This is a genomic window from Saccharospirillum sp. ABV4_185 (assembly GCF_056159245.1).
The window spans coordinates 2,076,307-2,095,814 of sequence record NZ_JBSWUW010000001.1; the positions used below are offsets into that span (position 1 = coordinate 2,076,307).

Annotated in this window: 16 protein-coding genes and 1 pseudogene; 4 read left to right on the forward strand and 13 right to left on the reverse strand. The window is 60.0% G+C overall.

All coding sequences use genetic code 11. The features are described from left to right. Positions 1-22: 22 nt before the first annotated feature. The 6 genes from ACXAE6_RS09690 to gluQRS form a co-directional block, all read right to left on the reverse strand. Complete coding sequence (locus ACXAE6_RS09690; protein ID WP_475146917.1) at positions 23-1,462, reverse strand: sigma-54-dependent transcriptional regulator; 1,440 nt, start codon at positions 1,460-1,462, stop codon at positions 23-25. A gap of 74 nt (positions 1,463-1,536) precedes the next feature. Next, positions 1,537-4,491: a sensor histidine kinase gene (locus tag ACXAE6_RS09695; protein WP_475146920.1), complete on the reverse strand. Its 2,955-nt coding sequence runs from the start codon at positions 4,489-4,491 to the stop codon at positions 1,537-1,539. Further along, entirely contained in the window at positions 4,491-4,658 is a 168-nt protein-coding gene (locus ACXAE6_RS09700) for a hypothetical protein (protein WP_392802131.1), read from the reverse strand. Before ACXAE6_RS09700 ends, ACXAE6_RS09695 begins: the two co-directional genes overlap by 1 nt. Positions 4,659-4,898: 240 nt before the next feature. After that, positions 4,899-6,437, reverse strand: coding sequence for a DUF3369 domain-containing protein (locus ACXAE6_RS09705; protein ID WP_475146923.1), 1,539 nt, complete (start codon positions 6,435-6,437; stop codon positions 4,899-4,901). Between the two features lies 1 nt (position 6,438). After that, positions 6,439-8,064 carry a sensor histidine kinase gene (locus ACXAE6_RS09710; protein WP_475146926.1) on the reverse strand — a complete coding sequence of 542 codons (1,626 nt, stop codon included), beginning with the start codon at positions 8,062-8,064 and terminating at the stop codon, positions 6,439-6,441. A 79-nt stretch (positions 8,065-8,143) separates the two neighbouring features. Next, complete coding sequence (gene gluQRS, locus ACXAE6_RS09715) at positions 8,144-9,055, reverse strand: tRNA glutamyl-Q(34) synthetase GluQRS (RefSeq protein ID WP_475146930.1); 912 nt, start codon at positions 9,053-9,055, stop codon at positions 8,144-8,146. Between the two features lie 38 nt (positions 9,056-9,093). On the opposite strand from gluQRS, the gene ACXAE6_RS09720 reads away from it, so the two are divergent. Further along, the gene (locus ACXAE6_RS09720) at positions 9,094-10,257 is read left to right on the forward strand and encodes an aminotransferase class I/II-fold pyridoxal phosphate-dependent enzyme (protein ID WP_475146935.1); all 1,164 of its coding nucleotides are present in this window, start codon (positions 9,094-9,096) and stop codon (positions 10,255-10,257) included. 98 nt (positions 10,258-10,355) lie between these two features. On the opposite strand, the gene ACXAE6_RS09725 is transcribed toward ACXAE6_RS09720, so the two are convergent. The 4 genes from ACXAE6_RS09725 to ACXAE6_RS09740 are packed head-to-tail and all read right to left on the reverse strand — an operon-like array spanning position 10,356 to position 13,822. Next, positions 10,356-10,679, reverse strand: a complete 324-nt coding sequence (locus ACXAE6_RS09725) for a Rieske (2Fe-2S) protein (protein WP_475146938.1) — start codon at positions 10,677-10,679, stop codon at positions 10,356-10,358. A 31-nt stretch (positions 10,680-10,710) separates the two neighbouring features. Then, positions 10,711-11,490, reverse strand: coding sequence for a heme ABC transporter ATP-binding protein (locus tag ACXAE6_RS09730; RefSeq protein WP_475146942.1), 780 nt, complete (start codon positions 11,488-11,490; stop codon positions 10,711-10,713). Further along, positions 11,487-12,503, reverse strand: coding sequence for a FecCD family ABC transporter permease (locus ACXAE6_RS09735; protein ID WP_475146945.1), 1,017 nt, complete (start codon positions 12,501-12,503; stop codon positions 11,487-11,489). Before ACXAE6_RS09735 ends, ACXAE6_RS09730 begins: the two co-directional genes overlap by 4 nt. Then, positions 12,500-13,822 carry a hypothetical protein gene (locus ACXAE6_RS09740; protein ID WP_475146947.1) on the reverse strand — a complete coding sequence of 441 codons (1,323 nt, stop codon included), beginning with the start codon at positions 13,820-13,822 and terminating at the stop codon, positions 12,500-12,502. The genes ACXAE6_RS09735 and ACXAE6_RS09740 overlap by 4 nt, the downstream gene beginning before the upstream one ends. Positions 13,823-13,998: 176 nt before the next feature. On the opposite strand from ACXAE6_RS09740, the gene ACXAE6_RS09745 reads away from it, so the two are divergent. Beyond that, complete coding sequence (locus ACXAE6_RS09745) at positions 13,999-14,175, forward strand: hypothetical protein (protein ID WP_475146952.1); 177 nt, start codon at positions 13,999-14,001, stop codon at positions 14,173-14,175. Positions 14,176-14,197: 22 nt separating this feature from the next. Next, positions 14,198-15,409, forward strand: coding sequence for a phosphoserine phosphatase SerB (serB, locus tag ACXAE6_RS09750; RefSeq protein ID WP_475146955.1), 1,212 nt, complete (start codon positions 14,198-14,200; stop codon positions 15,407-15,409). Here serB and epmB read toward each other — a convergent pair. Then, positions 15,403-16,440, reverse strand: coding sequence for an EF-P beta-lysylation protein EpmB (epmB, locus tag ACXAE6_RS09755; RefSeq protein ID WP_475146958.1), 1,038 nt, complete (start codon positions 16,438-16,440; stop codon positions 15,403-15,405). The genes serB and epmB overlap by 7 nt on opposite strands. 37 nt (positions 16,441-16,477) lie before the next feature. On the opposite strand from epmB, the gene efp reads away from it, so the two are divergent. Further along, positions 16,478-17,053 (forward strand): elongation factor P, encoded by a 576-nt coding sequence (gene efp, locus ACXAE6_RS09760; protein WP_475146961.1) that lies wholly within the window; start codon positions 16,478-16,480, stop codon positions 17,051-17,053. A 126-nt stretch (positions 17,054-17,179) separates the two neighbouring features. Here the strand turns inward: efp and ACXAE6_RS09765 are convergent, their stop codons facing one another. Both ACXAE6_RS09765 and ACXAE6_RS09770 read right to left on the reverse strand, forming a co-directional pair. Further along, complete coding sequence (locus ACXAE6_RS09765) at positions 17,180-18,874, reverse strand: hypothetical protein (RefSeq protein ID WP_475151777.1); 1,695 nt, start codon at positions 18,872-18,874, stop codon at positions 17,180-17,182. Positions 18,875-19,043: 169 nt separating this feature from the next. Further along, a pseudogene (locus ACXAE6_RS09770) lies at positions 19,044-19,397 on the reverse strand (hypothetical protein); the annotation flags it as partial. Positions 19,398-19,508 lie beyond the last annotated feature (111 nt).

Here is a 19,508-nt window from a genome sequence, read left to right on the forward strand (position 1 = left end):
CGCTGAGCGAAAGCGGACGTTTTTAACGCGAAGAGCTGGCGGTCGCGGCACTCTTTTTCGGGCGCGGAATGCCCAGGCGCTGGCGACGCTCCCACAGGGATTTGCGGCTGATGCCGAGTTTTTGCGCCAACTCAGTCTCGGACATGCTTTGCTGGTGCTCCAGGACAAAATGCTGGAAATAGTCTTCCAGCGACAGTTCTTCGTTTTCCGGTTGCAGCTCGTTGCTGCTGTTCTGGTCGTTACCGGCACTTTCGCGGCCCGCCAGCGATTCCGGAATCTGCCATTCGTTTTCATCCAGGCCCAGCTCATCCAGGCCGATTTCACCGTCATCACAGAGAATCAGGGAACGCTGAATGGCGTTTTCCAGTTCGCGCACGTTGCCGGGCCAATCGTATTTCAGCAGCGCATCGCGAGCGTCACGCGACAACACCACCGAACCTTCGAGCTTCAAGCGGCGGGCGTGCTTGGCGAGCAGGTGTTCAGCAATGTCGAGCACATCCTGGCCGCGTTCGCGCAGTGGCGGCAGGGTGACTTCGATCACCTGCAGGCGGTAATACAAGTCTTCGCGGAAACGACCTTCCTTAACCAGTTGTTTGAGGTTGCGGTGGGTCGCGGCGATCAGCCGGACATCAACGGTACGCGCATGGACTGAGCCGACGCGGCGCACTTCGCTTTCCTGCAACACGCGCAACAGCCGGGCCTGGGCTTCCATCGGCAACTCACCGATTTCATCCAGAAAGAGGGTGCCGCCTTCCGCCGCTTCGACCAGACCCTGACGCGCCGCTGTGGCGCCGGTGAAGGCGCCTTTTTCGTGACCGAAGAGTTCCGACTCGATCAGGCTTTCGGGAATGGCGGCGCAGTTGACGGTGACCAGCGACTGGTCATGGCGCGGGCTGTGCTGATGAATGGCGCGGGCGGCCAGTTCCTTACCGGTGCCGGATTCACCGTGAATCAGGATGGTGACATCGGCCGGTGCGACCCGCCTGATGCGTTTATAGAGTTGCTGCATGGCATCGCAGCGACCCACCAGATCACCAAGAACGCTGGCGGCCTGGGGTTCGTCCGGATTGGGGTTGTCAGACTCCTCCGGGCTCTCGATACGGACCTGCTGACGACGCTGCTCATTAATGATGCGGCTGACGGTGCGCACCATCTCTTCATGGTCGAAGGGTTTGGCGATGTAGTCGACGGCGCCCATTTTCATCGCATCGACGGCCGAACGCATGGAAGCGTAACTGGTCATGATCAGCACCGGGACGGACTTGGCCATCTCGATCAGATCGGTGCCTGGGGCGCCGGGCAGGCGCAGGTCGGTGATGATGAGGTTGAAGCGGTTCAGGTCGTGCTGGCTGGCTTCGGTGACGGATTCGGCTTCGGTCACTCGGTACTGGTGACGTTCCAGCAGGCGTTTCAGTGCCGAGCGGATGATGCTTTCGTCTTCAACAACGAGGATGTCGCTCATCTTGGCCTCCGTCAGATCGCCCGGTGGGCGTCGCTGTTAGCGCTGGCACCGGGCTGGGAAAGCCGTCCGGTGACCTAGTCAGATTCGGTCTCGCCTGTTACCTCTGGTAACAGGGTGTGCAAGGGTAACCGAATTGTGAAACGAGTGCCAAGCTTGTCGGCGTGGAAAGCCGGGCTCTCGACGCTGATATGGCCGTAGTGTTCCTCGACGATGGTGTAGGCCAGAAACAGCCCAAGGCCAGTGCCTTTGCCGACTTCCTTGGTGGTGAAGAATGGATCGAAGACGTGATCGATCACCGCTTCATCGATGCCGCTGCCGCGGTCAACCACTTCCACCAGCACGCTTTCGCCGTCCACGGTGGCGCTGATAACAACGGTCTCACCCGCCGGGCTGGCATCGCGGGCGTTACCGAGCAGATTGATAAACACCTGGCTGAGCCGCTGCGGCTCGCACAGCAGCACCAGTTCCGGGTCGATCTGGTTATCGAACTCGACGGTCTGGCTGTGCGACAACGACAGCAGATCGATGGCGTCCTGCACCACCTGGCGCAGCGGATAAGGCTGATGCTCGCTCTTGCTGTCGTCCTGCTGGCCGGCGTGGGCGAAATTCACCAGCGAACGTACGATGCGGGTGACGCGCTTGGCCTGATCGCGAATCTGATCGGCAATCTGCTGTTGCTCTGTCGGATCGGTGACGTAGCGCAGATCCTGCGCCAGACAATCGATGCCGGTGATGGGGTTGCCGATCTCATGCGCCACACCCGCGGCCAGCCGGCCAATCGACGCCAGCCGCTCCGAATGCACCAGTTCCGATTCCAGCAATTTGTGCTCGGTTTCGTCTTCGAGCAGCACCACCTGACCTTCGTTCATCGACAGCCGCACCGGGCCAGGCGCCTGATGCAGGCTGAACCAGCGCTTGCCGGGGCCCTGGACATCGGGTTGTTCGACCGTGACCTTGCTGGCGCCGCTTTGAATAAAATCGTGCAGCAGGTCGTGCCAGTTAGTCGGCAGACTGTCCAGGCGCGCGCCGATGGCTTCGTTCTCGCTGATGCCGGTCATCTCCGCCATCACCCGGTTCCACAGCAATATTTCGCCGTCGTTGGCCAGGTGACAGACACCGATGGGCAGGTTGTAGAGCGTCTCGCGATGGTGGCGCCGCAGCCGGTCCAGCTCCGCCGCCATACCGGTCAATTGATGGTGGAAGCCATCGAGTTTTTGCTCGAAGAAATGAATGTCGTCGCGCTCGATGGTACCGCTTTGCTCGTACGGCAGCGCCCGTGCTACCAGGGCTTGAGCAACACTGGGGCCCATCAGGCCGGACAGATTGGCTTCGATGGTGTCGCGTAATCGGCGCAGTGCGTAGGGCCGGTATTCACCGAGCGGAAAGCCCAGCGTTTTCAAGGCGCGCTTCACTTCACGCTCGGCCATGATGCGACCCAAGGGCCGGCTCAGCGATTCGATAAATTCTTCGGCATTGCGCGCTTTCAGCGGCAGGCGATGACGGCGGTCAACCGAAGTGATGACACAGGTCTGGGCCGCTTCCTGCTCTTCCGGACTGGTGCGGGTAAAGACCGAAACCAGGATAAAGACCAGGGTATTCAGCGCCAGCGAACTGAGGGTGGTCATCGACCAATGATCGGTGTGCAGCGCGAATTGCAACGGCAACCGATTGGTCAGATGCAGGCTGTCGGTGACCAGCGGTACCAACAGGCTGATGGTCCAAACCCCCAAACCGACCAACATGCCGGCGATATAGCCTTTGCGGTTGGCGCCAGCCCAGAACAGCAGGCCGAGAATGCCCGGCAGCAGTTGCAGCAAGCCAGTAAAGGCGGTGATGCCCAGTGACGACAGGTTCTGCAACTGCCCCAAAAACAGATACAGACAGTAAGACAGGCCGATCACCACGCCGATCAGCAGGCGCCGCACCCACAGCAGCCAGCGGTAAACATCGGTATCGAAGCTGGGCTTGTGGAACGGCAGCACCAGATGATTCAGCGCCATCGACGCCAGGGCGATGGACGCCAGCACAGTAATGCCGGCGGCGGCGGACAGACCACCCAGAAACGCCAGCCAGACCAGCCAGGGTTGTTCCAGCACCAGGCCCAGACCGAGCGAGAAATATTCCGGATTCACCGGCGCGCCCAGACTCATGCCAGCCCAGAAAATCGGCATGATCGGCAAGGCCATTAACAGCAGATAAATCGGTACCGCCCAGGCCACCAGCCGCAGCCGGCGCGGGTCGGCGTTTTCCCGAAACAGCAACTGGAACAGATGCGGCAACACCAGCGGTGCAGCGATAAACATCAGCAGCAGTGAAAACCACTGCACCGGTTGCAAGGGTTCGATGGCGCGGTTAACCGGCAGACTCGCCGGCCATTCCAGCAAGCCGGACCAGCCACCGAACAGATGACTTAGGGCGACCGCACCCAGCACCAGCAGCACAATCAGTTTGAAGGCCGATTCAAATGCCAGCGCGAAAATCAGCCCCGGGTGTTTTTCACTTGGAGTCACATCGCGGGCACCGAAGAGCACCGAAAACGCCAGCAAAATCACACAGATCAGCAGTGCCAGCGGTTTGGCCTGGGTTTGCGGATCGAGCCGGGTCAGGGTGTCGGTGATGGCCTGAATCTGCAGCGCCAGCAAGGGCAACATCGCCAATAGCACGCCGAGCGCCGTGACCAGGCCGGCCCAGCGGCTGCGATAACGAAAGGCGAACAGATCGGCCAGGGAGGCCAGTTGATAGCTGCGCGCCAGCTCGTGTACCGGACGCAGAATGATGGCGGAAAACATCAGCGCCACGGCCATGCCGAGGTAGTAAGCCAGATAGCCATAACCGACTTCGTAGGCCAGACCGACGCTGCCGTAAAACGCCCAGGCGCTGCAGTAGACGCCGATCGACAACACATAGACCAGCGGATGCTGGGTCAGGCGCTGCGGCACCCAGCCGCGCTCGGCGGCGTAGGCGATCAAAAACAGCACCAGCAGATAGCCCAGACCGACGGTCAGCAGCAGTTCCCAGCGAAACACCATCAGCGCCGGCTCCGCAGATATTCAGCCAGGCCGTTGATGGCGATCAGCCCGGCCCAGATTAAAAACGGCAGCGGCCACAAATCGCTACGACCCGCCCAACCCAGCGTAAAGGGCAGCAGCAGATAGAGCGGCAGAATCAGTAATTTCAGCAGAATGGAAAGAGACATCGGGACCAGCGTTCACTATGCGGCGGCCATAGTACCGCCCTAGGCGGTCCAAGGTAAGAGCATCCGCCCTAGGCGGTCCAAGGTAAGAGCATCCGCCCTAGGCGGGGTCCAAGGTAAGAGCACCCGCCCTAGGCGGTCCAAGGTAAGAGGACCCGCCGCAGGCGGTCGAAGGTAAGAGCACTGCCGCAGGCGTTTGAAGGTAAGCACGCCGCCGTTCGCGAACGCTAAGACACAGAGCGTTCAGCTGGGGTCTGGATAGCGGCGTTTGATCTCGGCGAATTCATCAAAATTGGCCAGCAACAGATCGACCAGTTGCGGGTCGAAGTGCTTGCCGCGTTCGCCGGCAAACAGCCCCTTAACCTCTTCCAGCGCCCAGGGCTCTTTATAACAACGGCGGCTGGACAGCGCATCGAAGACATCCGCCAGGGCGGTAATGCGTCCGCCGATGCTGATGTCTTCGCCGGCGAGGCCGCGTGGGTAACCTTTGCCGTCCCAGCGTTCGTGGTGTTCACGCGCAATCTGGGCGCCCATTTTCAGGATCGGTTTATCGGTGTGGCTGAGCAGGTCATAGCCGCATTGAGCGTGGGTTTTCATCACCGCCCACTCGTCGGGGTCGAGCGCTCCGGGCTTGTTCAGGATAGCGTCCGGAATGGCAATCTTGCCTAAGTCATGCAGTGGTGCGGCCTCGCGAATCAGTCGTGCTTCGGTGCTGGGCAGACCGGCTTTTTGCGCCAGCAGATAACTGATCTCAGCCACCCGGCGCAGGTGCTGGCCGGTCTCGCGCGAGCGATGCTCAACCGCATCACCGAGCAGATAGACCACCTCGCGCTGGCTGTCTTCCAGTTCGGTGCGCAGCGCCAGGTTCTCAAAGGCGGTTAACGCATTCTGGCAAAACACTTCCAGCAGATGGCGCTCCATTGAATTGCGCACCACCAGTCCGTTCAGAAACAGCACGCTCAGATGCATCTCGCTGGAGCGGTACAGACACAGATAGCCACCATCGAGTTGCTGGGCACGAAAGCCGGTATCCAGACTTTTGATAAATGACTGAGCACTGACCGGCAGCAGATCCGCCACCGGCTGACCCACCTGGTGATTGTATTGGCCGGTGCCGGCGAGCACCGTCAGGCGACCGAACTGCTCATGCGCAGCAACGCCTTCGCACAGCGCATAGAGCGCATCTTCATCGGGCGAGAGGATGGCGGAAATCTGCTCCAGAATGCCGTGCGCAAAATCCTGGATAAAGGCATGTTGCTGCAGCGCCGTCGAGGCGTTGAGGATGCGCTCCAGCCCCTGGCGGTTGCGCTCCAGCGCCAGAATGTCGCGGTAGGAGCGCAGGCACGAATACATCAGGGTGTGCATCTTGCTACGCGTCAGTTCGGTTTTCTCTTTGTAATCGTTGATGTCGTAATCGGCGATGATGGTTTCTTCCGGTGCCTGGCCGGGCTGGCCGGTACGCAGCACGATGCGGGTAAAGGAGTTGCGCAACTGGTCGCGAATCACCTCGACCATATCCAGACCGGCGTGCTCGGTTTCCATCACCACATCGAGTAGACAGAGCGCCAGGTCAGGGTGGTTGCGTACCTGTTCGATGCCCTCGGCCGCACTGTAGGCGTGGTGAAACTGCAATGGCCGGCCATCGAACTGGAAGTTACGCAACGCCAGAGTGGTGATGGTGTGTACCTCATCGTCGTCATCGACAATCAGCACTTTCCAGGGTTTTTGGTCGCTCGGACCGTCTTGAGATTGTTCTTCAGCAAAGATCAGTTCGTCACTCATGCTAAGCATCCTCCACTGGCTCAGCTGCCGGCTCCAGCGGCAGCGTGATGCGGAAGCGGCAGCCGTCGTGCGGCGGGCTGTGTATCTGAATGCGCCCGCCCAATTTACCGGTTACCAGATTGAACACGATGTTCATTCCCAAACCACTGCCGCCGCTGGAGCGGCGCGTGGTGTAAAAGGGGTCGAAGATGTGTTTCAGGGTTTCCTCGCTCATGCCCTGACCGTCGTCTTCGTACAGCAGTGCCAGACTGTTGGAACCGGCCGGAGCGTTGGAAAAACGAATCTGGCCGGCGCGTTGGCCGTCGTCAAAACCGTGCAGCAGTGAGTTGATCACCAGATTGGTAACCACCTGCGCCAGCGCACCCGGTGACAGCCGCGTGGTGATGTCCGGGTCGATATCATTAATGATCTCCACCGGTGCGGTCTTGTACTTGGGTCGCAAACTGGCCAGCACTTCATCAATGTAGGCGTGCAGATTGATGCGGCGTTGTTCTTCGCTGGTCTGGTCGACCGCCACCTGTTTGAAGGAGCGAATCAGCTGGGCGGCGCGGTCGAGGTTGGCCGACAGCAAATCGCCGGTTTCCAGACATTCATTAAAGAAACGCTCCAGATCGGACTTTTTCAGCTCATTACCCTGCAGCGCCCGCTGCGCCAGTCGCGCTTCGGAGGTCAGGTGGCTGGCGGCGGTGATGGAAATGCCCAGCGGTGTGTTCACCTCATGCGCCACGCCGCTGACCAGATTGCCCAGCGACGCCAGTTTTTCGCTCTGCAGCAATTCTTCCTGAGCAATTTTTAATTTATCGAGCGAGTCGGTCAGGCTGCGGTTGCTTTGTTGCAACTGCTCGGTGCGTTCGGCGACGATTTTTTCCAGATTGTCCTGGTGCCGACGCAAGGCTCTGTCGCGTTCGACCAGACTGTCGTGCTGGCGGTTGAACACCTCATAGAGCTGACCGATTTCGTCGTTGCGACCTTCCAGCAAGGGTTCGCGCTGCTGGCTCCACTGGGTGACGTCCCGAGGCGAGATGCGTTGCACATAGTCGCTGAAATGGCGGATGGGTCGCGCCACCAGATGCTGCACCACCCAGTACAAAGCGCCCAGCAAGGCGATGATGGCGACAATGGCCGACACCAGCGCGCCGCCCAAAACCAGGCCCACCTGGTTGCGGATCAATTCGTTTTCCGAACGCAGATAAATCCAGCCAATGGTGGTCAAACTGCCGTTGAATTCGTGCTCTACCGGCGTGGCGATGATCAGGGCGGTTTCGGTGAGTTGTTCGGTGCGCGAGTCGGCCGGTTGCAGCCAGTCCGGATTCTGGCCGGCCAGATCGCCCAGTTGCAGATCAATCTCTCCCTCCACCGAGCGTATCGCCACGCCGGAGATGTAAGGGTCGCGCAGCAGCGCCTCGGCGGCGCGCTCGACATTGGCGCTGTCGAACGCCCAGATGGATTCGTTGATCAGCGGCAACATATTACTCAGTGAGGCATCGACGTTCTGGTCGCGCAAGCCTTCCATGGTCCGCGTCAGCGTCCAGGACTGCATCAATATCGTCACCAGAATGGCGCAGGCCACACCCAGGGTGATGGCGGCCAGCAAGCGTCTGGCGAGAAATGCATTGACCTCAAACATGGCAGTTCTCACAAGAGTCTGGTTCAAGGTTAGGCGGGGATATTGGCTTTTGCCAGTGAGCGGTGGCACTGCTGTCCGCTCAGCGTTCCAGCCTTAGCTCGACACGGCCATCGAGGCGACGATCAGACCAGTGCTGTTCAGCGGCGACCAGCATTTGCTCGGGGGTGTCGGCCGCAACATCCAGCGCTAAGCATTGCAGCGCCCGTTGCAGATTGGCGCTGGCCTTTCGATCGTCCAGCGCCGGAGCGTGATTCTGCTTGCTGAGTTTTTGGCCGTTGTCGCCGATCAAGACCGGGAAGTGAGCGTAGTCCGGCGGCGTGGCACCGAGACTGCGAAACAGCGCGCGTTGCCAGGGCGTGGAGTCGAGCAGGTCGATGCCGCGCACCACCTCGGTAATGCCCTGGTCGAGGTCATCGACAGTCACCGCCAGTTGATAGGCGAAGGGACCGTCGCGACGGCGCAGCACCACATCGCCCAGCTCGCGCGCCAGATCGACGCTTTGTTCACCCTGATAGCGATCACTGAAACGTTCAATGACCTCGGGTACCTGCCAGCGAATGGCGGCGTCCGTTCTCGGCTGACGACAGTCACGGCAGTTGCCCGGGTAGATGGGTTGGTCGGCCAGTTGCTTGCGGCTGCAACGGCACCAGAACAGTTGATCGGCGCTCGTCAGTTGTTCCAGTGCGGCTTCATAGGCGTCGCTGCGCTGGCTTTGATAGCGCACGCTTCCTTCCCAGTGCAGACCATGCGCTTCCAGGCTGCGCAGAATGGCCGCGGCCGCGCCGGGCTGTTCGCGCGGCGGGTCCAGATCTTCCATGCGCACCAGCCAGGCACCATCACGCGCGCGGGCATCCAGATAGCTGACCAGTGCCGCCACCAGCGAACCCAGATGCAAAGGGCCAGTCGGTGACGGCGCAAAGCGGCCGCGATAGGGCGTATTGATCATGCGTAGCAGGGTTCCGCAATTGAAGCTCGGCCTGACATTCTGCATGATGCCGCCGGACCTTCCCAGCCATGGACTCGCCAACAATGAAGCTAGCCAACCGCACCGACCGAATTCAGCCGTTCCAAGTGATGCAGATACTGGCGCGTGCCAAGACGCTGGCTGACCAGGGGCGTTCGGTGATTGGGCTCTACGTTGGCGAGCCGGATTTCGGTACCCCGCGAGCCATTATCGAAGCCGGCCAGGCGGCGCTGGCTAATGGTCATACCGGCTATACACCGGCGACCGGTTTGCCCGAACTGCGCGCCGCCATCGCCGAGCGGTATCGTCGCTGGCACGGCGTTGAAGTCGCACCGGAACGCATTCTGGTGACGCCCGGCGGTTCCAGCGCTTTGCTGTTGGCGTTCGCGGCCAGCATCGATGCTGGTCGCGAGGTGTTGCTGCCAGAGCCGGGTTATCCCTGTAATCGTAATTTTCTCGAAGTAATCGGCGCTAAGCCGCTATCGGTGCCCTTGGCTGAGCAAGGCTTGCGATTGTCGTTGCCCGAGCTGGAAACTGCGCTGACGCAGAACAGCCAGGGCTTGCTGCTGGCATCGCCCTGCAACCCGACCGGCCAGGTGCTGACCTTGGATGAATGGCAGCAGGCGGCGAATTTTGCGCAGCGTCATCAGTTGGCCTTGTTTGCCGATGAGATCTACCACGGCCTGAGCTTTACCGATGAACTGCCACCTTCGGCGCTGAACGTCACCGACGATGTCTGGGTGACCCAGAGTTTCTCCAAATTCTACGGCATGACCGGCTGGCGTCTGGGTTGGCTGGTGGTACCGCCTTACGCTATCGAAGCGGCGGAACGGCTGGCACAGAATCTGTATTTATCGGCGCCGTCGATGGCGCAACACGCCGCCCTGGCAGCTTTTGACACTGAGGTCGAAGCCGAGTGCTTTGCCCGTCGCGATGAACTGCGTAAGCGCCGCGATTATTTGGCACCGAAACTGGAAGAACTCGGCTTACCTTTGCTGGCGCAACCGGACGGCGCTTTTTATCTGTACGCCGATATGTCGGCCTATGGTGACGATGCGGTGGACTGGTGCGATCGACTGCTGGAAGAAACCGGCGTGGCCATCACGCCCGGCGTCGACTTCGGTGGCGCGACGGAAAACAGCGCGGTGCGAATTGCCTATACGGCGGAGGTTGCGGTGCTGGAGGAGGCGGTGGCGAGATTGGCCGCCTTTGTTGGGAGACGCGATTAACGGGAGACGCCAGGCGCACGCTCCGCTGACGGAAGACGCCAGATAGCGGTATCCAGCGTCTCCCGTCTGGGCGGCACTCCGCTCCCGGCGCGAAGCGCCTAAGCGTCTCCCGTCAAAACGATTACATCGTTTTGAACAACAAACTCCACCGGCGTCAGATACTCGCCCTGGCAGGGCCCTACCAGACAATGACCGGTTTCAATCTCGAAAAGGGCGCCGTGGGTGGAGCATTCGATCAGCGCGCCGTCCATATCGAGAAACTGGTTTTCCATAAATTCCAGCGCCGTATTCAAGTGCGGGCAGCTGTTTTTGTAGACGTAAATCTGATCGTCTTTGCGCACGGCAAAAACCGGGTTATCGGGCAAATCGAAACCCAGAGACTGACCTTCTTCCAGCTCGTTAACGTTGCACAGTTCGGTCATGACGTTCCTCAGTACTCCCCTCAGTATTCGTTCAGTGACTGATAATCAGCGGGCAGTCGTGATGCGGATGCGGCTGCACCGTCACGCTCAGCCCAAAATGTTGTTGAATGTTTGCCGCGGTCAGCACCTCGGTGGGTCGTCCGGTGCATACTGACCGACCGCGATTGAGCAACAGCACCCGGTCGGCGTAGCGTGCCGCCAAATTCAGATCGTGCACCACCAGCAGCACACCTACACCGCGCCGGGCAAAACCACGCACCGCCTGAAACAGCATCTGTTGATGATGCAGGTCGAGGCTGGCGGCGGGTTCATCCAGTAACAGAAAACGATGGCCTTCCGGCTGGGCGTCCCAGATTTGCGCCAGCACTCGTGCCAGGTGGACGCGCTGGCGTTCGCCACCGCTGATTTCGTGAATATTGCGCTGCGCCAGGTCGGTTAATTCACACAGTGCCATGGCCTCGGCGACGATGCTGTCGTCGCGGCGTTTGCCGGTGGCGTGGGGGTAGCGACCCAGCGCCACCACTTCAGCCACGCGAAAGGCGAAATTTAAAGAGTGTTGCTGAGGCAGCACCGCGAGCAGACGCGCCCTGTCTTCACCGCGCCAGTCGTTGATGGCCTGGTCGTGCAGGCATACCTGGCCGGCGTTTGGGGTGCGCTCGCCACTGAGCAGATTCAGCAGGCTCGATTTGCCCGCGCCGTTCTGGCCGATCAGCGCCAGCACTTCGCCGGCGTCGAGCTGAACGGAAACCTCGTCCAGTGCGGCGCGGCCGGGAGACAGCTGCAATTGCAAACGCTCGCCCGTCAGACTCATAACCCGGCATTCCGTTGGCGATGGATCAGGAAAATAAAGAAGGGTCCGCCGAGCAGGGCGGTGATAATGCCGACCGGTAATTCAGCCGGGCTGATCACCAGGCGCGCCAGCCAATCGGCCCAAAGCGTCAGCAAGGCACCAAAGCCCAAACTCAGCGGCAACACCCGGCGATGGTCCGGGCCCACCAGCAGACGCACCATATGCGGCACGACCAGGCCGATAAAGCCGATGATGCCGGTAAAGGCGACGGCGGCGCCGACACCGGCGGCACACAGATAAATCACCTGGCGTTTCAGCCGTGGCACATCAAAGCCCAGATGGCGACACTCGGATTCGCCCAGCAAGAGGGCATTCAAGGGTTTGTGCAGCGGCCAGGCCAGCAGGGTGATGGTTATCAACACCGTGGCGGTGACCACCACCGCTGACCAGGTTGCAGCGCCGAAGGAGCCCAGCGTCCAGAAGGTGAGGGTGCGCAGTTGTTCGTTGCTGGCGAGATAGGAGCACAGCCCCAAACCGGCTGCGGCCACCATGTTAAAGGCGACACCCGCGAGGATCAGCCGCAGCGGTGAACTGGCGCTGTCGCGGCCGAGCAGCATCACCAGTTGAGTGGCGATTAAACCACCGATAAAGGCCGTGGCGGGCCGGCTCAGTGTTTGCAAAGCAGGCGGCAACATCGTCAGCAGGGCCGGTGCAAAAATCAGCGTGGCGACAACCGCCAGGGTGGCACCACTGGAAACGCCCATCAGTCCAGGTTCCGCCAAAGGATTGCGAAACAAACCCTGAATCAGGGCGCCGCTGATACCGAGCAAAGCGCCCACACAGAGCGCCAGCAGCAGACGCGGCAGGCGAATCTGCCAGACGATCAGGCTGTCGACACCGACGCCCGGCTGGACCAGCGACTGCCAGACATCGGCTGTGGTCAGGCTCGATGGCCCCACGCTCAGCGCGCAAAAGGCCGACAACAGCGTCAGTGTGATAACCAGCCAGGCCAGCTTGCGGGCGCTGACGGTCATCGCAAGCGCTCGACCAATGTGTGCGCCTGAGACGCCAGCAAACGATCGCGATGGCCGGCAATGGCATCAAGCTCCCAGACTTCCAAACGACCGCCGTCGCTGAGCGTAATGTCGCGCAGCAAAGAGACCTCGATGCTCTGGTTCACTTCCTGGTACTGCAACATCGGTTCAGCCAGATAGATGGCGCCACGCGGTTGTTGGGCGCTGACCTGTTGCAGCCACTGGGCCGCATCGCCGGCGACCAGCGGCAACGGCAGGCCGTGCTTGGTGGTGCGCGAAACAAACGCCGGACCGGCACTTAACGAAAAACCAAAGGCCGGTTGCAACGCCGGATGTTCGCGCTGGCTTTGCAGAATCGCCAGTTGCAGGACGCGCGCAGCGCTGACCGCGTGCATGGCGAAGTGCTCGTCATCACCCAGACCGAACACCAACGTAAAACCTTCGGGCAGCAACACCCCGCCGTAAAGTTCACCGACCTGAGTGATCAGGTTTTCGTAGCGCGCCCACAGGCTTTGCAGTTGGTGGGCGTCGTAGTGGCGCGTCATGGCGTCCCAGTTATGGCACTGCACATGGAGCAAGGCGACGTCGCAATAGGCACCCTGTTCGCCCGCCAGATGCACCTGTTCCAACAGGCGTTCGGCTTCGCCGTCGCTGCTCGCAGTCGCCAGGGTACGCAACACCTGACTGTTGGAATCGAGCGAATTGCTCAACCGCGCGACTAACGCCTTCAGTTGCGCTTCCGGCGGGCCGCTGAACTGAGCCCGCCAGCCCGGCAGATGCTCACTCAGCTGTCGTGCCAGCTTGCCGGTGGTGGCGTCCTGAATCTGGCTGCGCCAGAAAATCAGTCCACCAGCGCTGGCCAGCGCCAGCAGATTGAACAAAAACCAGGAACGTTGAGTGCGGGTGCGCCATTGAATCAACAGACGTTGATCGAGTTGAATTTCGGCCTGGCCAAGCAGCGTCGATTCAAAATGAACCGGATGTTCAAAGGCCACTGGGTCCAGTGGTTCGGGGCCGACCGGCCGGGAGTTGAGCGTTAAATTCTGATCGGCGGCGCTGAGCGAGGCCGAGGCCACTAAGGGTTCTTCGGCGGTGCGATTAAGCAACAGGCTGATTGCCAGGCGATCGCTACGCTGCAAGGGCGCGGCGATATCAAAAGCCAGAGTCCGTGCCAGACTTTCGCCGAGGCGCTGCTGGGTTTGGTCGATGGCATTCAGCGCTGGCACATACCACAGCCAGGCGAGCAACAGATTGAGCACGACCAAAATGGCCAGTGCGAAGGCGGTCAATGGCTGCCAGAGCCAACGCAGAGCATGCATGGTGGAATAATTCAGTCTGGTCGATACAATATCGCCTCCGCTAGGGGGCCCCCCGGAGCGACAGTCGGTTGAATGGACTGTCGATCCAAGGGCGCAATGGTAGCGGTATTCGTCGCTTTAAAGAACCGCCCGGCTTATCAGGCCGGTCCGCCCAATCGATGTTGAGAGGATGTCCCATGAGTGATGCCGCCAACCAACTGGCTGCCCAGTTGAAAGAAATCAAACACGGTCTGTTTCTGATGGGCCCGGATCGCTACCGCGCGTTGTCGACCCACGAAACCGAAGACCTGATCGCCAAGCTGGAACAGGTTGCCGACCAGGCGTTGCAAACGCTGGAAAACATTAAGGGCTGAGCCCAACTGACGGAGCTCGTCCTTGAGTACCATCCTGATGCTCAAGGTCAGTGGTCATGACCGCCCGGGCCTGACCGCCGACCTGACCGAGACGCTGGCGCAGTTCGGCGTCACCTTGCTTGATTTAGGGCAGTCCGTCATTCACGACCAGGTGTCGCTGGGCATGCTGCTGAAGTTGCCCGACGGCGAAGACACCTCGGCCCTGTTGAAAGAAATTCTGTTTCGCGCCCACGATTTAGGCATCGACGCCCGCTTTACCCCGGTCAGCGACGACGCCTACAGCGACTGGGTCAGCCAGCAAGGCAAAGATCGCTACGTGCTGACGCTGCTGGCGCGGCGCATCAGCGCTGAGCAACTGGCCTGGGTATCGCGCGAAGTCTCCAGACAGGGCCTGAACATTCAGGACATCACCCGTCTGACCGGCCGCATCGCGCTCGACCAGGCCGATGACGTGGGCCAGGCCTGCATCGAGCTGACCTTGCGCGGCCAACCGGCCGACGATGCTGCCTTGCGCCAGGCGTTTCTGGATATCAGCGCCCGCTTCGATATCGACGTCGCCTTCCAACTCGATTCCGTTTACCGCCGCAACCGTCGTCTGGTCTGTTTCGATATGGATTCAACGCTGATCGAAGCCGAAGTGATTGACGAGCTGGCGCACGCCGCCGGCGTCGGCGATCAGGTGGTCGCCATTACCGAACGCGCCATGGCCGGTGAGCTGGATTTTCAGGCCAGTTTCCGCGAGCGGCTGGCGTTGCTAAAAGGGCTGGATGAAAGCGTGCTGGCAGACATTGCCGAGAAGCTGCCGCTGACCGAAGGCGCCGAACGCTTGATCGGCACACTCAAAGCTTACGGGTTTAAAACCGCTATTTTATCCGGCGGCTTTACTTATTTCGGTCATTATCTGCAGCGCAAATTGGGCATCGATTACGTCTACGCCAACGAGCTGGAAATTGTCGATGGCAAGGTGACCGGCAACGTCAGCGGCACCATTGTCGATGGCGCGCGCAAAGCGCAATTGCTGCGCGAACTGGCGCAGCGCGAAGGCATTAAGCTGGAGCAAACCATCGCCGTCGGTGACGGCGCCAACGACTTACCGATGTTGTCGGAAGCCGGCCTTGGCATCGCCTTTCGCGCCAAACCGCTGGTGCGTGAGAGCGCACGCCATTCCATCTCAACCTTGGGCTTGGACGCCGTGCTCTATCTGCTCGGCTTCCGCGACCAGGACATCTACTGATTCAGCCAGCGCTTGCCGGCATCGCCCGGCACTTCGCGCACCAAACGCGGCACCAGATAACCGGGCAGACTGGCTTGCAGATCGCGCCATAACTGCCGGGCTCGATCGTCCGGTACATCAAAGTGCGCGGCGCCGCGCACTGGGTCGAGCTGATGCAGGTAATACGGCAGAACATCGGCGTTAAACAACGCCTGGCTCAAGTCGGTCAGCGCTGCGATCGAATCGTTCACGCCCGCCAACAGCACCGCCTGGTTCAGCAATAAAGTGCCATTTTGACGCAGCGGCGCCAGCGCTTGCCGGACTTCGTCGTTAATTTCCTGAGCGTGATTGGCGTGCACCACCAGCACGGTTTTCAGGCGTGTCTCTTTTAGCAACCGCAGCAAGCCGGCATCGATGCGTGACGGCATCACAATGGGTGTGCGGCTGTGAATGCGCAGCGTGGTCAGGTTCGGCAAGCGTTCCAGATCGGCGATTAACTCGGCCAGTCGGTCATTGGGCAAACTGAGCGGATCACCACCGCTGAAAATCACTTCGTGCAGATCATCCTGGCTGGCTAAGTAATCCAGCGCGCTTTGCCATTGCGCCGGGCTTAAGCGGTTATCGGCGTAGGGAAAATGCTGACGGAAACAGTAGCGGCAATGCACCGCGCAGGCCTGGGTGGTAATCACCAGCGCGCGGCCACGGTATTTGTGCACCACACCGGGCGCTGGCGCGTGCTCGCGTTCGGCCAGCGGATCGTCTTGAAAACCCGGCTGCGGATCAATCTCTGCCGCGCTCGGCAACACCTGACGCAACAGCGGATCGTGCGGGTCTTGATGGCGCATCCGGCGCACAAAACTCAAGGGCACACGCAGCGGAAACTCAGCCTCGGCCAGCGCGGGCCTGTCCAAATCGGCCGCCGTTAACGCCAGCAGGTCCAGTAACTGCGACACCGAACGCACGGCGTTTTTCAGGTCGCTTTGCCAGTCGGGGAGGGCGTCAATCGAAATCAGGGCGGGGGAGTCCACAGCGGGCTCGAACTCGGTTAACATACGCTCCTCTTGAATTTCCAGGCAATCAGGACAGGTCATGGCCTCCTATTCTACCAATGAATTTCGTTCAGGGCTGAAAGTGATGCTCGAGGGCGACCCTTGCACCATCGTCGAAAACGAGTTTGTGAAACCCGGTAAAGGTCAGGCCTTCAACCGGGTCAAACTGAAGAACCTGAAAACCGGTCGTACGTGGGAACGCACCTTTAAATCCGGTGAATCCGTCGAGTCCGCCGATGTTATGGACATCGACATGGAATACCTCTACGAAGACGGCGAGTTCTGGCACTTTATGAAAACCGACGGCTCGTTCGAGCAGTTACCGGCCGATGCCGCCGCCGTCGGCGACACCAAAGACTGGCTGAAAGAACAGGAAACCTACGTGGTCTGCCTGTACAACGGCGACCCCATTTCGGTCACCCCGCCGAACCACATCGAGCTGGAAGTGGTGGAAACCGATCCAGGTTTGAAAGGCGACACCGCCACCGGTGGCTCCAAGCCGGCAACGCTGTCGACCGGTGCTGTGGTGCGCGTGCCGCTGTTCCTGAACCAGGGCGAGAAAATTCGCGTCGATACCCGCACCCGCGAATACATCAGCCGGGCCAAATCCGACTGAGTATTCCAGAACAGCGTTATTGCGGTTTCGCACAGCCGTTGCACAACGAACGGAATAAAAAAACGAACCTCCATTGAGGTTCGTTTTTTTTGTGCGCGAAGGTGGCAAAGCGGTTAGGCGCACCTTTTATTTGGAGACATAGACCCGGTCGCCGTTTGTCAAGTCTACGGCCAGCAGGGCTCTTGATCCTGTGTCCAGCACCAGTGCCCGGTTGTTGATGCTGTCGAGTGCGATTGCAATGGGGTTGCTGAACCTATTATCGCCGCCCGCGGTGGTGGGGTCGGAAATAACGGTGCGTGCGCCAGTCGTGAGGTTTACGGCCAGCAGGGTGTTAAAACCTCTGTCCAACACCAGCGCTTGGCTGTTGGCGCGGTCGAATGCAATCGCAATTGGAAGGCCGAACATCCGGCCGCTGAAGCCTTGGGAATTATCGGAAATTACCCAACGTTGGTCGGATTCGAGATCCGCAGCCAGCAGGGCATTTAAACCTCCGTCCAGTATCAGTGCGAGCTTGTTGTCGCGGTCGGATGCGATTGCAATTGCAGCCGGAGAGGAGATGAACAGCTGGTCGCCGTAGTCGTCGGTGTAGTCGGAAATGACGCTGCGTTTGCCGGTATCGAGGTCCACGGTCAGCAGTGCCTTTAAACCTTGGTCCAATACCAGCGCCTTGTTGTTGACGCGGTCGAGTGCAATCGAACTGACAAGGCTGAACGTCGGTTCGCTGCCCTGAGTGTCGTTATCCGAAATCACCTCGCGTTTGCCGGTGCTGAGGTCTACCTTCAGCAGGGCCCTTAAACTGAAGTCCAACACCAGCGCCTTGTTGTTGTCGCTGTCGAGTGCCATCGCAATGGGGGAACGGAATGTCGGGCCACCGTCCTTGGTGTCGTCATCTGAAATCACCCTGCGGTCGCTGGTGTTGAGGTCTACCGCGACCAGGGCATCTAAACCGCTGTCCAGCACCAGTGCTCGGGTGTTGTCGCGGTCGAGCGCGATCGCCCCGGGTGAGCTAAACGCCTTGTTGCCACCTCCGATGGTGGTCTCCGAAATCACCGTGCGTTGGCCGGTGTTCTGGTCTTTGTCGAGATTCACCGCCAATAGGGCATTTAAAACATCGTCCACCACCAGCGCCCGCTTGTTATCGCTGTCGAGTGCGATCGCAATTGGATTTCTGAACGCCTTGCCGCCGCCGATATTTTCATTCGAAATCACCGTGCGTTGGCCGAAGACGTCGTGGTCGGTATCGAGATTCACCGCCAGCAAGGTATCTGAACCACTGTCCAGAACCAGCGCCCGCTTGTTGGCGTGGTCGAGTGCGATCGCACTAGGGATGTCGAACCCCGTGCCGCCTTCTACGGCCTCGTCATCCGAAATGACCGTGCGTTCGCCGGTGTCGAGGTCCACGGCCAGGAGGGTATTTGAACCGTCGTCCAGCACCAGCGCCTGGTTGCTGTCGCTGTCGCTGTCGCTGTCGAGTGCGATTGCAGTGAGCTTGCCGATCGTTGGGCCACTGCCCATAGTTTCGTTATCCGAAATAACCTTGCGCTGTCCGGTGTTGAGGTCCACTTCCAGCAGGGCATCTAAATCTTCGTCCAGCACTAGAGCCCGGTTGTTGTCGCTGTCGAGTGCCATCGCATTGGGAAAGCCGAACGCCGTGCCGCCGTTGGAGAGATCCGAAATCACCCTGCGTTGCCCAGTGCTGAGGTCCACTTCCAGCAGGGCACGGGAACCGGCGTCCAATACCAGCGCCCGGTTGTTGATGCTGTCGAGTGCGATTGCAGTTGGGAGGCTGAATGCCTTGTCGCCCCCCCCCAATGGTGGCATCGGAAATCACTGTGCGTTCACCGGAGTCGAGGTCCACGGCTAGCAGGGCATCTAAACCGCTGTCCACCACCAGCGCCCGGTTGTTAACGCTGTCGAGGGCGATTGCATTGGGGTTCTTCAAGATATTGGGCTGGTAGGTCACCTGTGCCTGGGCGGCCAGGCTGTTACGGTTGCCTGCCCGGTCGCGAACATCGACGGTAATGGGGTTGTTGCCTTTCAACAAGGGCACCTCGGCCGACCAGTGTGCAAAGCCATCATCGCTGGTGGCGGGTACGCTATTGACGACAACCGAATCGACGCCGATGTCGACACCACTGGCGGTACCTCGGACCCGAACGGTGTCGGATTCAGTGAGGGCGTTGGGTGTGGGGAATTGAATGGTGGCAGTGGGTTGTTTTATATCTTTGGTGCTGGAGGAATCGCAAGCGGCCAGTAACCATACTAACTGGCCGATCAGCAAAGCGGTGTAACCTATCTTTGGAATCCGTTTCATCGTGTTGCTCCATGATGCTGGGGTCTGCATTGCTTGTCGCAGGGTGCCCGGGCCTGAGTTATAACCTCCTGCCTGGGGCTCAAACTGAGAGACAATAAAGGACGCCCATTTGAATAAGCGTTTGAAATATCGTTGTTTTTT